A 13,687-nucleotide genomic window follows, 5' to 3' on the forward strand; every position below is an offset into this window, starting at 1 on the left:
TCCGGACGTCGTCGTCAGGTTTGTTGTGGGCGAGAACATAACACGGACGGCGTGCGACGGCGTCTGGTCGCGCCGGATCCCGCGCGCCGCTCCGTCCGGCCGCGCCGGTTCCCGCGCGCCGCTCCGTCCGGCCGCGCCGGTTCCCGCGCGCCGCTCCGTCCGGCCGCGCCGGTTCCCGCGCGCGGCGGTGGGGCCGATCGCGGCGAACCTGAGTGCCGATTCAGGGTCGCGGCGCGGCCAGCACGCTGTTCGCACCCGCTTCCGGGATGATCCTGGGACGGCACCGAACTCCGAGGGGGACGAATGGCGCGCGAACGTGCGGCAGCGAACGGCGGCATCGCACGGCACGGACGGCTCCGCCGCTCGAGCCGGGTCGGCGCCGTCCTCCGGATCCTCGCCGCCGTCGTCGCGGTCGCGGTCGTGAGTTCCGGTTCCGTCGCGGCGATCGCGACCTGGCAGGTACTGCAGGGCGCCAAGCCCGCGGTGACGCTGGCGTTGCCGGGCGTGAGGCACGAGGCCGTCCCGACGCTCACCGCGCAGTCGGGTGAGGTCAACATGCTGCTCGTCGCCACCGACACCCGGACCGGGCAGGGCGCGGGGTTCACCGGCGCGGCGAACCAGGCCGCGAGTTCCGGGGTCGGGCACAACGACACGACGATCCTGGTCCACATATCGCAGGACCACACGCACATGGCCGTCGTCAGCTTCCCCCGCGACCTCATGGTGCCCATCCCGGCGTGCACGAACGACGACGGCTCGGTCACACCGGCCTCCTCGAGGGCGATGCTCAACACGGCGCTCTCGCGCGGTGGGGAGCGCCACGGCCTCGCCTGCGTCGCCGGGACCATCAGCCAGCTGACCGGCGTTCCGATCTCCTACGCCGGCATGGTCACGTTCGACGGCGTCGTGCGGATGGCGGACGCGGTCGGCGGGGTCCAGGTCTGCCTCGCCACGCCGATCCACGACCACAACGTCTCCCCGGCGATCGACCTGCCCGCGGGTACCCGCTCGCTGTCGGGCGCCCAGGCCGCCGCGTTCCTCCGGTCACGGGACGGCGTCGGCGACGGCAGTGACCTCGCGCGCATCAGCAACCAGCAGACGTTCATGTCCGCCCTCGCGCGCCAGGTCGTCTCGGCCGGGACGCTGACGAACCCCGCGAAGGTGCTCCGCCTGGCCGACACCGCGTTCCGCAGCATGACGCTCTCGGACACCCTGACGGATCCGCGGACCCTCGCGCGCCTCGCGCTGGCCGTCACGACGGTCGGCCTGTCGAACATGGTGTTCGTGCAGTACCCCGTGGTCGACGACCCCGAGGACCCGAACCGGGTCGACGTCGCGACGGACCCGGCGGGGATCCTGAACGCCGCGCTCCGTCATGACGACCCGATCGCGCTCTCGGCCGGCAGCCTCGGTCGCTCGGCCGTGGTCGACCCGAACCCGCCGAAGGCGGCCGCTCCGACCGCTCCGCCGTCGCACGCTGCGGGAGGCCCGTCCAAGCCGGCAACGGCGCCCTCGTCGGGTGCGTCCACCCCGAGCGCGCCGGCCACGACGGCGCAGCTCCCCGGGTCCGTGTCGGGGCAGAGCGCCGCCACGGTGACCTGCGCGGCCGGGCGGGACTGACCTCCCGCACGCCTCAGCGCGTGGGGGCCGGCCCGGTGCTCGCACGGACCACGAGCGTCGCCGGGAGCTGGACGTGCTGCGGGACGTCCTGTCCGCGGAGCAGGTTGAGGAGCATGTGCACGGCCTCGGCGCCGAGGTCGTGCAGTGGCTGCGCGACCGTCGTGAGCGGCGGGGTGGCGTTCGCGGCGAGGGGGACGTCGTCGAAGCCGACGACCGACAGGTCCTCGGGCACGCGGAGACCGAGCTCGTGCGCGACCTCGAGCACCCCGAGCGCCGAGATGTCGTTCGCCGCGAACACCGCGGTGGGACGGTCCGGACGGGTGAGGAGCGCACGGGCGACCTCGGCGGAGAGTGCGGTCTGGTACCCGCCGACGCGCACGAGCTCCGGGTCGAACGGGATGCCGGCCGCGGCGAGGGACTCCCGGTAGCCGGTCTCGCGGAGCTCGGCGGACGCCAGGTCCTCGCGGCCGCGGATGTGCGCGATGCGCCGGTGTCCGAGGCCGATGAGGTGCTCGGTCGCTGCCCGCGCACCGCCGACGTTGTCCGAGTCGATCGCCGCGTGGCCCTCGGGACCGGTGTGCGGGTCGATCGACACGACCGGCACCGACGTCGACGACATGAGCGTCGTGGGCGTGACGACGATCGCGCCGTCGATGAGGGTCCCGGCGAGCCGCGACAGCGACCGGCGCTCCCAGCCCGGCCGGGTCTCGCCCGACACGAGTCCGGCGTACGCGAGGAGCTCGTACCCCGTGCCGGTCGCCGCGGACGAGATGCCCTTGAGCAGCTCGGTGGAGAACGGCTCGAACTCGGTGACGAGGATGCCGATCACGTCGGTGCGGCTCCGACGGAGGCTCCGGGCGACGAGGGAGCTCTCGTAGCCGAGGGACTCGATCACCTCGAGCACGCGCTTCGACGTCGCGGGTGCCACCCCGTCGCGCCCGTTGATGACCTTCGAGACCGTCGGCACGGACACCCCGGCCGCGCGCGCGACGTCACTGATGGTGGCGCGCCCGGGCGGGGGAGCGGACTCTGCGACGGTCTCCACGTGCTCACCGTACCGCCCGGATCGTGCGACACGAGTCGTCGCCGCGCCCGCCGAAATCGTTATCGATATCGATTGACAACCCGAGCCACGCCTGCCACGCTCTCGTCTGCGGCACTCGAAGCCGCATGTCAACGACGACTACCGAGGGGTTTCCACAATGACGAGGAAGATCAAGCTCGCGACGGCCATCGCGCTGGCCGCGGGCACCGCACTGCTCGCCACGGGCTGTTCGAGCGGCGGTTCGGACAACGCGTCGGGGAACGGCAAGGTCACCATGACCTTCTGGCACAACTCGACCACCGGCCCGGGCAAGGCGTTCTGGGCGGACACCGTCAAGGACTTCGAGGCCGCCCACCCGAACGTCACCATCAAGGTCCAGGCGATCCAGAACGAGGACCTCGACGGCAAGCTCCAGACGGCCCTCAACTCCGGCGACGCCCCCGACATCTTCCTGCAGCGGGGCGGCGGCAAGATGAAGGCCATGGTCGACGCCGGCCAGGTCATGGACATCTCCGGCTCGATCGACAAGGCCTCGAATGCCGCGATCAACAAGGGCACGTTCGCCGGCTACGAGCAGGGCGGCAAGACCTACGCCATGCCGATCGACGTCCTGCCCGAGGGCATCTGGTACAGCCAGGACCTGTTCAAGGCCGCCGGGATCACGAGCACCCCGAAGACCATGACCGAACTGAACGCGGACATCGCCAAGCTCAAGAAGTCGGGCGTCGCACCGGTCGCCGTCGGTGCCAAGGACGCGTGGCCCGCCGCGCACTGGTACTACAACTTCGCGCTCCGGGAGTGCAGCCAGGCCACGCTGAACAAGACCGCGTCCAACCTGAAGTTCGACAGCAGCTGCTGGACGAAGGCCGGCCAGGACGTCAAGGCGTTCAACGACACGAAGCCGTTCAACAACGGATTCCTCACCACGGCGGCGCAGCAGGGCGCCGGCAGCTCCGCCGGTCTCGTCGCGAACCACAAGGCGGCCATGGAGCTCATGGGCTCCTGGGACCCGGGCGTGATCTCCTCGCTCACCCCGAACGCCAAGCCGCTGCCCGACCTCGGGTTCTTCCCGTTCCCGTCGATCTCCGGCGGCTCGGGCAAGGCCGGCGCGATGATGGGTGGCCTCGACGGCTACTCGTGCTCCGCCAAGGCGCCGAAGGTGCCCTGCACCCAGTTCCTCAACTACATCGTGACGAAGTCGAGGCAGGAGGCGTACTACAAGGCGTTCGACACCATCCCGGTGAACGAGAACGCGCAGTCCGTCGTCACCGAGCCGTACCTCAAGGACGTCCTCGCCGCGTACCAGAAGGCGCCGTACGTCTCGCAGTACCTCGACACCCTCTACGGCCAGAACGTCGGCAACGCGCTGAACACGAGCGTCGTCGACCTGCTCGCCGGCAAGGGCAGCCCGGCGGACATCGTCAAGACGACCAGCCAGGCCGCGGCCAAGGGCTGATCCCGTGTCCGCGAACACCTCCATCGCTGCGGGTCGGGTCACCGACCCGCAGCGCCCCCCGGGTGCACCGGAGGCGGGGCGGGGCGCACCACGTGCCTCCCGCCCCGCCGGCCGGCGCGGTACCCGGGCCCCGGCCGACTGGCGCAAGCGGGCCGAGATCGCCGTGCTCGCCGGACCGGCGGTCGTCGTCTTCGTCGGGTTCGTGATCCTCCCGGTCGTGCTCGCCGCCTACTACGGGTTCTTCCGCTGGGCGGGCTACGGCACCCCGACCGACTTCGTCGGACTGCACAACTACGTCGTCATCTTCACCGACAGCGCGTTCCAGTCCGTCCTGCTCCACAACGCGTTCATCGTGGTGCTGTCCCTGGTCCTCCAGGGTCCGCTGGCGATCTTCCTGGCGCTGCTCCTCAACCAGAAGATCCGCGGTCGGACGCTCGTCCGGGTGCTCGTGTTCGTGCCGTACGTGATCTCCGAGGTCATCGTCGGCACCGGCTGGAGCCTCATGCTCCAGTCGAACGGGGCGGTGAACGACCTCCTGCAGGCCATCGGCCTCGGCGGCCTGCGCGCGGACTGGCTGTCGAACCCGTCGATCGCGATCTGGACCCTGCTCCTCATCATCTCGTGGAAGTACATCGGGTTCGCCGTGATCCTGTTCCTCGCCGGGCTGCAGAGCATCCCCGAGGAACTGTTCGAGGCCGCCGCCATCGACGGTGCCGGCTACTGGCAGATCCAGCGACGGATCACCCTGCCGCTGCTCGGACCGACCATCCGCATCTGGGCGTTCCTGTCGATCATCGGGTCGCTCCAGCTGTTCGACCTCGTCTACATCATCTGGGGTCAGTACATCGCCTCGACCGCCGGGACCTCGACGATGGCGACGTACATGGTCGGGAACGGCCGCAACTCCGGCAACTACGGCTACGGGAACGCGGTCGCCGTGGTGATCTTCCTGATCTCCCTCATCGTCGCGCTCCTCTACCAGCGCTTCGTCCTGCGCCGCGACACCGCGGGCGCACTCACCGAGAGGAACGGCTGATGGCGACCACCACCATCGACGGCCGGGAGGCCCGCTCGGGCCGGTCCCGCGGCGTCCGGTCCGGCATCCCCGGCCCCGGCAGCACCCGTCGGCGTCGGTCGGGCGCGGCGAACACCCACGTCAACCCGATCACCTACGTCGTCGCGATCGTCTTCATCGCGGCCAACCTCGCCCCGGTCCTCTACATCGTCCTGGGCGGCTTCCGGACGAACGCGCAGATCACGACGAGCCCCGCGGGCCTGCCGGACCCACTGCAGTTCGGGAACTACGCGAGCGTGCTCTCGAGCGGGGTGTTCTGGCAGGAACTCGGCAACTCCGCGATCACGGCGATCGCCACCACGGTCGGCGTCGTGGTCCTCGGACTCATGGTGAGCTTCGTGCTCGCGCGCTACCACTTCGCCGGACGCGGGGCGCTGTACGCGCTCTTCGCCGCGGGGCTGATGTTCCCGATCACGGTCGCGATCACACCGCTCTACCTGCTCGTCAAGGACCTCGGCCTGACGAACAACCTGGCCGGGGTGATCCTGCCGCAGATCGCGTTCGCGCTGCCGACGACCGTGATCATCCTCGTGCCGTTCCTCCGGGCGATCCCCGACGAACTCGAGGAAGCCGCGTCGATCGACGGTGCGAGCCGGCTCGGGTTCTTCTTCCGGATGATCGTGCCGTTGTCGCTGCCGGGTGTCGTCACCACCGGGATCCTCGCGTTCATCGCGAGCTGGAACAGCTACATCCTGCCGCTGTTCATCCTCAACAACGAGGGGCAGTACACGCTGCCGCTCGGTGTGCAGGCGTTCTCGTCCCAGTACTCCGTGGACACCGCGAAGGTGCTCGCGTTCACGACGATGTCGATGATCCCGGCGCTCGTGTTCTTCACGATCTTCCAGCGCCGCATCGTCGGCGGCCTGACCGGCGCGGTGAAGGGATGAGCGCCTCCCGGCGTGCGTCGCGCACCATCCCGACCACCGGTCGCCCCACTCCGACGAAAGCGAGGAACGCGTGACCACCGCGATCCCCACCACCACCACCACCACCGACGTCGACGACCACGCCGTCGTGGCCGCGGCGACGCCGCCCGCCATGCCCACCGTGTCCGACCGGGTCCGCGCCCTGCACGCGCGGATGACCCTCGAGGAGAAGGCGGCGCAGATCGTCGGCTACTGGCTCGACCAGAACGGCGTCGTCGCGCCGATGCAGGGCGAGATGGCCGCGGGGCAGGACGCCTCGGCCCCGCTGGCGGAGGTCACCCGCGACGGCATCGGCCACTTCACCCGCGTCTACGGCACGCGACCGGTCGACGCCGAGGAACGCGCCGCGTGGCTCTGGGGCGAGCAGCGCCGCCTCAAGCGCGAGACCCGGCTCGGGATCCCCGCGCTCGTGCACGAGGAGTGCCTGACCGGGCTCGCCGCATGGCGCGCCGCGACGTTCCCCACGCCACTCGCCTGGGGCGCCGCGTTCGACCCGGAGCTCGTCGAACAGGTCGGTCGCGCCATCGGGGACTCCATGCGCGAACTCGGCGTGCACCAGGGGCTCGCGCCCGTGCTCGACGTCGTCCGTGACCCCCGCTGGGGCCGCGTCGACGAGTGCATCGGTGAGGACCCGTACCTGGTCGGGACCGTCGGTACCGCGTACGTGCGGGGGCTGCAGGACGCCGGCGTGCACGCCACGCTCAAGCACTTCCTCGGCTACTCCGCATCGCGCGCCGGGCGGAACCACGCCCCCGTGCACGCCGGGCCGCGCGAGGTCGCCGACGTGTTCCTGCCCCCGTTCGAGATGGCGGTCCTCGACGGTGGCGTGCGATCCGTCATGAACTCCTACGCCGAGATCGACGGCGTGCCCATGGCCGCGAACGGCGACTACCTGACCGGGGTGCTCCGGGAGCGCCTCGGGTTCGACGGCGTCGTCGTGGCGGACTACTTCGCCGTCGCGTTCCTCGAGGTCATGCACGGCGTCGCGGCCGACCGGGGTGAGGCGGCCGCGCTCGCGCTCGAGGCCGGCATCGACGTCGAGCTGCCGACCGGTGACGCCTACCTGCAGCCGCTCGTCGACCGCGTCCGCTCGGGCGAGTTCGACGAGGCGTACGTCGACCGTGCGGTGCTCCGCGTGCTCGCGCAGAAGGAGTCGCTCGGCCTGCTCGACGACGACGCGTACGAGGACGAGCCGCCGACGGCGATCGACCTGGACTCGCCGCGCCACCAGGCGCTCGCCCGGCGGCTCGCCGAGGAGTCGATCGTGCTCCTCCACAACGACGGCGTGCTGCCGATCGGGAGGTCCGGGGCCGACTCCGGCGCCGATCGTCCGGCACCCGCCCGGGTCGCCGTGATCGGTCCGAACGCGGATCGGGCCGAGGCCCTGCAGGGGTGCTACTCGTTCGCGAACCACGTGCTCGCCGGTCACCCCGACCTGCCACTCGGGTTCACGATCCCGACGGTGCTCGAGGCACTGCCCGGCGCGTTCGCCGCGGCGGGCCTCGGTGCCACCGAGATCGTGCACGCCGTCGGCTGCGCGGTCGAGGGCGACGACACGACTGGATTCGCGGAGGCCGTCGACGCGGCGGCCGCCGCCGAGCTCGCGGTCGTCGTCGTCGGCGACCAGGCCGGACTGTTCGGCCGGGGCACCGTGGGCGAGGGCAACGACTCCGAGTCGCTCGAACTGCCCGGCGTGCAGCGGCAGCTCGTGGAGGCCGTGCTCGCCACCGGCACGCCGGTCGTCGTGGTCCTGCTCACCGGTCGGCCGTACGCGATCGGCTGGGCGCTCGACGGCACGGGCCCGAAGCCGGGCGCGGTGCTGCAGGCGTTCTTCCCCGGTGAGGGCGGCGGGTTCGCGATCGCCGACGTGATCACCGGTCGCGTCGCACCGTCCGGGCGTCTGCCCGTGTCGCTGCCCCGGTCCGCGGGGGCGCAGCCGTACTCGTACCTGCACCCGGTGCTCGGCGGGCCGTCGGACGTCACCGCGACGGACTCGACGCCGCTCCGGCCCTTCGGGTTCGGGCTCGGGTACACCACGGTCGCGTACTCGGACCTCGTCGTCGACCGGACCGTCGGCGCCGGGGACACGTTCACGGCCGCCGTGACCGTGACGAACACCGGTGCGACCGCGAGCGGCCACGTGGTGCAGCTGTACGGCCACGACGTCCAGGGTTCCGTGACCCGTCCGGTGGTGCAGCTGCTCGGCTACGCGCGGGTCGACCTCGAGGCGGGGGAGTCCGTCCGCGTCGCCTTCGACGTGCCGACGACGCGGTTCGCCTTCAGCGACCGCCGCATGGTCCGGGTCGTCGAGCCGGGCGACGTCGAGGTCTGGGTCGGCGATCACGCGGCGGCGTCGGCGGCCCCCGTCGACACCGAGGAGACCACGGGCGGCGTCATCGTGAACGAGAAGCAGGCCGTGGCGCAGGACCTCCCGGGTTCCGCGACGCCGCGCGCGACGCTCACGATCGCGGGGCCGGTGCACGAGGTCACGACGGCGGACGAGCGGCTCGTCGCCTGGCGGGTCGTCTCGGGCGTCTGACGCGCGGTGCCCGCCGGGCGGCAGCCGGGCCTCCGCCCCGGTTCCGCGAGATCGCAGAAGATGCCGCTTCCCAGCCATGGGGAGCGGCATCTTCTGCGATCTCGGTGGGGGGGCCTGGGGGTCAGGCCCCGCCCATCATGAGGCCCTCGATGTCGTGCTTCTGCACGATGGGCGTGAGCTCGTCGACCACCGGGCAGACGAGGTGGTCGCGGACCCGCTGGGGGAGCGACTCGTGGAACGCATGCGTGACGGCCATGTCGTGGTGCTCGGCGTTCCCCGCACCGGGTGCGTCGATGCCGAGCACGAGCACCGGACGCGGCTGCGACGAGAAGTTCTGCGTGCCTCGGTGGATCGTGAGCGCGGACCGGGCCGCGATGTCACCCATGTTCGGGTACTTGCGGACGGCACGCTCGGCGTAGCGGGGCGCGAAGGACGCCGGCGGGAACATCTCGTGGTCGAACTCGGGCGAGAGGTCCCACTGCGTGCCGAGGGCGATCTCGAACGGGCCCATCTCGTCGACCGTGTCCACCGCCGTGAGGTTGAAGGCGAGGGACGTCAGGCGCCGGTCCTCCCGCGTCGCCTCGGGCATCCGGAAGTCGCGGTGCCACGGCTGGTTCTTCGCGCCAGGGAACGGGATGTCGAAGCCGAGCTCGACGATCTGGTACTCCGGCCCGAGGACCGCCTCGCTGAGCGCGCGCACCCACGGGTGGTCGACGATGTCGACCCAGCCGCGGAGCTGCTCGGGGTGGATCTCGACGTAGTAGCGGCGCGGACCGCGGCCCATCGTGCCGCCCTTCCGCGCGAGGGCCTGGTGGAACGCGACGTACACGTCCTCGGCCATGTCGGTCGCCCACTCGCGGGAGAAGGCGCCCTTCTTGCCGATCGTGCCGTCGGTGTAGAGCGCGCGCACGGCCTCCGCGATCTCGGGCGAGGCGCCCTCGGGAACGGGGATCCGGTCGGGGCCCCCGAGGCTGATGTCCTCGAGGTCGGTGCTGGTGTCGGTCATCGTCGTCCTTCCGCCGTCGCCCTCGCCGTCGAGGGCACGTCAGCAGTATCGTCCTCCGACCCTGCCGGGCTCCTCCGGTCCTCCGCGAGATCGCACTTGTTGCCGCTCTGGACAGCGCCAGAACGGCAACAAGTGCGATCTCGCGGAGGAGGGGGAGGCGGAGGAGGGGGAGGCGGGGGAGGGGGAGGCGGGGGACGAAGCGGGCTAGAGGTGCCCCGCCAGGAACCTCGCCTGCTTCGGCCAGTGGTGCCCGCCGCCGCCCTCGTGCCCGTTGTACGGGTAGACCTCGATCACGGCGTCCTCCGACGCGAGCGCGTTGAACGCCGCGAACGTGGTGCGGGGCGGCACGATCTCGTCCATCAGCGCCACGGAGAACAGCGCCGGTGCCGTGATCCGCTTGGCGAAGTTGACGCCGTCGAGGTAGCTCGCCGTCGTCCACACCGCCTCGGCGTGGTCGCGGTGCACGGCGAGGTAGCGCACGAGCTCCTGGTACGGGTCGCTCAGCGCCACCTCGGCGCCGTGCTCCCAGTCGGCCAGGAACGCGACGTCGGGCATGACCGCGACGACGCCGTCCCCGTGCGACTCCGCGAGGGCCGCGGCGGCGATCGCGATGCCGCCGCCCTGGCTCCCGCCGGTGACCGCCACCCGCGCCGGATCGACGAACGCGAGCGTCCGCACCGCGTCGACGAGCCGCAGGGCATCCGTGTGGACGCGCCGGTAGAAGTGCTCGTGCGGATCGAGGATCCCGTTCGTCATCCACCCCGCGACCTGCCCGTTCGACGCGTGCGGGTCCGGCGTGTCACCGCCGTTGCCCCAGCCGCTGCCCTGTCCGCGCGTGTCCATGACGACGTGGACGTACCCGGCGAGGGCCCACTGCACCCGCTCACCCGGCAACCCGCGGCCACCGTTGTAGCCGAGGTACTCGACGACCACCGGGAGCCGCTCGTCCCGCGGCCGGCGTGGACGGGTGACCCACGCCCGGACCGGCTCGGCCGCGAAGCCGGGGAACACCAGGTCCTCGACGACGAGCTCGGTGATCGGCGTGCTGGCCGGCGTCAGCACGGGTTCGACGCCCGCCGTCGTCGCGGCCTGCCGCGCTTCCGCGATCGTCGTCCGCCAGAACGCGTCGAAGTCGTCCGGCTCGCGCACCACCGGACGGTACGCGCGGAGTTCGGCGAGCGGGAGGTCCGTGAACGGCATCTACAGGCTCCTGCGGTACGCGGCGAGCACCTCCGGCCGCGGATCGGCCGGGATCGTGTCCGCCGCGAGCGGCCAGTCGGGCAGCGCACCGCCGAGCACCCACGCGGCCTGCCGCGCGGCGCCCGCGGCGACGTACTCGCCGGGGTCGGGGATGAGCACGTCGCGCCCGAAGACCTGCGCGGCGATGGTCCGCACGGCGGGGTTCTGCGCGGCCCCGCCGATGAGGAACAGGCGCTCCACGCGGGTCCCCGTGCCCTCGACGGCAGCGAGACCGTCGGCGAGGGCGCACAGCATGCCCTCGACGGCGGCACGTGCCAGGTACGGGCGCGTGGTCGTCAGCGGGGTCATGCCGAGCAGCGAGGCGGTGGCGTCGGGCCGGTTCGGGGTGCGCTCGCCGACGAAGTACGGCACGAGCACGAGCCCGCCGGCGCCGGCCGGGGCCTCGAGCGCGAGCGCGCCGAGTTCGCCGTGGTCCGCGCCGAGCAGCCCGCCGATCACCTCGAGCACGCGCGCTGCGTTGAGCGTCGTGACGATCGGGAGGCGCGCCCCCGTCGCGTCGGCGAACCCCGCCACGGTCCCGCTCGGGTCCGCCAAGGAGGCCGTGGTGACGCCGAACACGGTGCCGGAGGTGCCGAGGGACACGGCGACGTCGCCCGGCCCGAGGCCGAGGCCGAGTGCGGCCCCGGCGTTGTCCCCGGTGCCCGGGCCGACCACGAGACCGGCGTGCGCGACGGCGCCACCGGGGAGTGCGACCTCCCGGTCGAGCGTGCCCATGGCGGCGGACGGCTCGACGACGCGGGGGACGACCACCGCGTCGCCGCCGTCCGTCGCAGTGCCCGGCCGGGCCTCCCGGAGCACCCGCCCGAGCGCCCGCTCGAACAGGTCGGCGTCGTAGGCGCGGCGGGCCGGGTCCCAGTAGGCGGTGCCGCTCGCGTCCGACGCGTCGGTCGCGAGCGCGTCGAGGTCCGGTCCGAGCGGGCTGTCGTCCGCCGGGCCGTAGCCGCGGAGGCGCCAGGACAGCCAGTCGTGGGGGAGCGCGACCGCGGCCACCCGGGCGGTGTTGTCGGGTTCGGTGTCGCGGAGCCACCGGAGCTTGGTCGCCGTGAACGAGGCGACCGGGACGAGGCCGGTGCGCTCGACCCACTGCTCCGGGCCGAGCTCGTCGACGAGGTCGGCCGCGGCACCGGCGCTGCGGGTGTCGTTCCACAGGAGCGCGGGGCGGATCACCCGGCCGTCGGTGTCGAGCACGACCATGCCGTGCTGCTGCCCGCCGACGGCGATCGCGGAGACGTCATCGAGGCCGCCGGCGTCGGTGATCGCCGTGCCGAGGGCGTCCCACCACGTGACGGGGTCGACCTCGGTGCCGTCTGGGTGGCTCGCACGGCCGGAGCGGACCACCCGGCCGCTGCGCGCCTCCCGGATGACGACCTTGCAGGACTGCGTGGACGAGTCGACCCCGGCGACGAGGAGGTCCTCGTCACCGGGGTCGGTCGTGCTGGCGAGCGACTCAGCCACGCGCGCCCATGAGGTGCTCGAGGGTGAGCTGCTGCAGCTTGACGAAGCCGAAGCCCTTGCCGCCGAAGTACGCGTCGGCGTCGAAGTCCTCGAAGGCCGAGCGGTCGGCGAGGAAGTCGTCGTACGACTCGCCCTCGTTGAGCGTCGGGGTGCGCAGCTCGGCGACCTTCGACGCCTCGAGCGCCGCCTGCACCTCGGGGTCCGCGCGGAACGCCTGCGCGCGCTCCTTGAGGAGCAGGTACATGCGCATGTTCGCGGCGGCGGAGTCCCAGACACCGTCGAAGTCCTCGGTGCGGCTCGGCTTGTAGTCGAAGTGGCGCGGGCCGTCGTACGCCGGGCCACCCTGCGGTGCGCCGTGCTCGAGGAGGTCGACGAGCGAGAACGCGTTCTGCAGGTCGCCGTGCCCGAACACGAGGTCCTGGTCGTACTTGATGCCGCGCTGGCCGTTGAGGTCGATGTGGAAGAGCTTGCCCTGGTAGAGCGCCTGCGCGATGCCCGCGGTGAAGTTGAGGCCGGCCATCTGCTCGTGCCCGACCTCGGGGTTGATCCCGAACAGCTCCGGGCGCTCGAGGGTCTCGGTGAACGCGATCGCGTGCCCGAGGGTGGGCAGGAGGATGTCGCCGCGGGGCTCGTTCGGCTTCGGCTCGATCGCGAACCGGATGCCGTAGCCCTTGTCGGTGACGTAGTCGGCGAGGAGGTTGACGGCCTCGCGGTAGCGCTCGAGCGCCGCCTGGACGTCCTTGGCGGTGTCGTACTCGGCGCCCTCGCGACCACCCCACATGACGAACGTCGTCGCACCGAGCTCGGCGGCGAGGTCGATGTTGCGGAGGACCTTGCGGAGGGCGAACCGGCGGACCTGCCGGTCGTTCGAGGTGAACCCGCCGTCCTTGAACACCGGGGCGCTGAAGAGGTTCGTCGTGACCATCGGCACGACGAGGCCGGTGGACTCGAGCGCGCCCTTGAGGCGGTCGATCTGCTTCTGGCGCTCGGCGTCGGTTGAGCCGAAGGCGAACAGGTCGTCGTCGTGGAACGTCAGGCCGTAGGCGCCGAGCTCGTCGAGCTTCTCGACGGCCTCGACGACATCGAGCGGGGGACGGGTCGGACCGCCGAACGGGTCGGTGCCGTTGTACCCGACGGTCCAGAGACCGAACGAGAACTTGTCGTCGCGGGTGGGCTTCGTTGCCATGGTGCGCTCCTGAGGGGGTTTGTTGTGAGTCACAACGTATTGCACGACGGACAGGTCCGCAAGGGCGCCGCGGCGCGTCGGCTCCGGACCGATCGCAGGCCCTCTGGCGCGTCGTCTCG

At 71.9% G+C, this 13,687-nt stretch carries 10 protein-coding genes; 5 read left to right on the forward strand and 5 right to left on the reverse strand.

What is annotated here, in order from left to right:
• Positions 1-303: 303 nt before the first annotated feature.
• A complete protein-coding gene (locus DEI88_RS05105; protein WP_111072600.1) occupies positions 304-1,620 on the forward strand; it encodes an LCP family protein in 1,317 nt (438 codons plus the stop codon).
• Positions 1,621-1,633: 13 nt separating this feature from the next.
• On the opposite strand, the gene DEI88_RS05110 is transcribed toward DEI88_RS05105, so the two are convergent.
• Positions 1,634-2,665, reverse strand: a complete 1,032-nt coding sequence (locus DEI88_RS05110) for a LacI family DNA-binding transcriptional regulator (RefSeq protein ID WP_258368749.1) — start codon at positions 2,663-2,665, stop codon at positions 1,634-1,636.
• A gap of 157 nt (positions 2,666-2,822) precedes the next feature.
• Here DEI88_RS05110 and DEI88_RS05115 point away from each other — a divergent pair, with 157 nt between their 5' ends.
• The 4 genes from DEI88_RS05115 to DEI88_RS05130 all read left to right on the forward strand — a co-directional run bounded on the left by DEI88_RS05115 (position 2,823) and on the right by DEI88_RS05130 (position 8,661).
• Positions 2,823-4,121: an ABC transporter substrate-binding protein gene (locus tag DEI88_RS05115; RefSeq protein WP_111072599.1), complete on the forward strand. Its 1,299-nt coding sequence runs from the start codon at positions 2,823-2,825 to the stop codon at positions 4,119-4,121.
• 22 nt (positions 4,122-4,143) lie between these two features.
• On the forward strand, positions 4,144-5,157 hold the full coding sequence (locus tag DEI88_RS05120) for a carbohydrate ABC transporter permease (protein WP_111027433.1): 1,014 nt from the start codon (positions 4,144-4,146) through the stop codon (positions 5,155-5,157).
• A complete protein-coding gene (locus DEI88_RS05125) occupies positions 5,157-6,083 on the forward strand; it encodes a carbohydrate ABC transporter permease (protein ID WP_258368746.1) in 927 nt (308 codons plus the stop codon). The genes DEI88_RS05120 and DEI88_RS05125 overlap by 1 nt, the downstream gene beginning before the upstream one ends.
• A 151-nt stretch (positions 6,084-6,234) precedes the next feature.
• Positions 6,235-8,661 carry a beta-xylosidase/alpha-l-arabinosidase gene (locus DEI88_RS05130; protein ID WP_111072630.1) on the forward strand — a complete coding sequence of 809 codons (2,427 nt, stop codon included), beginning with the start codon at positions 6,235-6,237 and terminating at the stop codon, positions 8,659-8,661.
• Positions 8,662-8,782: 121 nt separating this feature from the next.
• Here the strand turns inward: DEI88_RS05130 and DEI88_RS05135 are convergent, their stop codons facing one another.
• The 4 genes from DEI88_RS05135 to xylA all read right to left on the reverse strand — a co-directional run bounded on the left by DEI88_RS05135 (position 8,783) and on the right by xylA (position 13,568).
• Positions 8,783-9,667, reverse strand: coding sequence for a phytanoyl-CoA dioxygenase family protein (locus tag DEI88_RS05135; RefSeq protein ID WP_111012785.1), 885 nt, complete (start codon positions 9,665-9,667; stop codon positions 8,783-8,785).
• Between the two features lie 204 nt (positions 9,668-9,871).
• Complete coding sequence (locus DEI88_RS05140) at positions 9,872-10,867, reverse strand: acetylxylan esterase (protein ID WP_111071592.1); 996 nt, start codon at positions 10,865-10,867, stop codon at positions 9,872-9,874.
• Positions 10,868-12,382 carry a xylulokinase gene (xylB, locus tag DEI88_RS05145; RefSeq protein ID WP_111071593.1) on the reverse strand — a complete coding sequence of 505 codons (1,515 nt, stop codon included), beginning with the start codon at positions 12,380-12,382 and terminating at the stop codon, positions 10,868-10,870.
• Entirely contained in the window at positions 12,375-13,568 is a 1,194-nt protein-coding gene (xylA, locus tag DEI88_RS05150) for a xylose isomerase (protein ID WP_111011453.1), read from the reverse strand. The genes xylB and xylA overlap by 8 nt, the downstream gene beginning before the upstream one ends.
• Positions 13,569-13,687 lie beyond the last annotated feature (119 nt).

It is taken from the genome of Curtobacterium sp. MCBD17_003, assembly GCF_003234885.2.
Lineage (GTDB): Bacteria > Actinomycetota > Actinomycetes > Actinomycetales > Microbacteriaceae > Curtobacterium.

Excerpts from the sequence above, each read along its gene's own strand:
- DEI88_RS05105 (WP_111072600.1), top strand. The coding sequence starts at position 304 with ATGGCGCGCGAACGTGCGGCAGCGAACGGCGGCATCGCACGGCACGGA.
- DEI88_RS05115 (WP_111072599.1), top strand. The coding sequence starts at position 2,823 with ATGACGAGGAAGATCAAGCTCGCGACGGCCATCGCGCTGGCCGCGGGC.
- DEI88_RS05125 (WP_258368746.1), top strand. The coding sequence starts at position 5,157 with ATGGCGACCACCACCATCGACGGCCGGGAGGCCCGCTCGGGCCGGTCC.
- DEI88_RS05130 (WP_111072630.1), top strand. The coding sequence starts at position 6,235 with ATGCCCACCGTGTCCGACCGGGTCCGCGCCCTGCACGCGCGGATGACC.
- DEI88_RS05135 (WP_111012785.1), bottom strand. The coding sequence starts at position 9,667 with ATGACCGACACCAGCACCGACCTCGAGGACATCAGCCTCGGGGGCCCC.
- DEI88_RS05140 (WP_111071592.1), bottom strand. The coding sequence starts at position 10,867 with ATGCCGTTCACGGACCTCCCGCTCGCCGAACTCCGCGCGTACCGTCCG.
- xylA (WP_111011453.1), bottom strand. The coding sequence starts at position 13,568 with ATGGCAACGAAGCCCACCCGCGACGACAAGTTCTCGTTCGGTCTCTGG.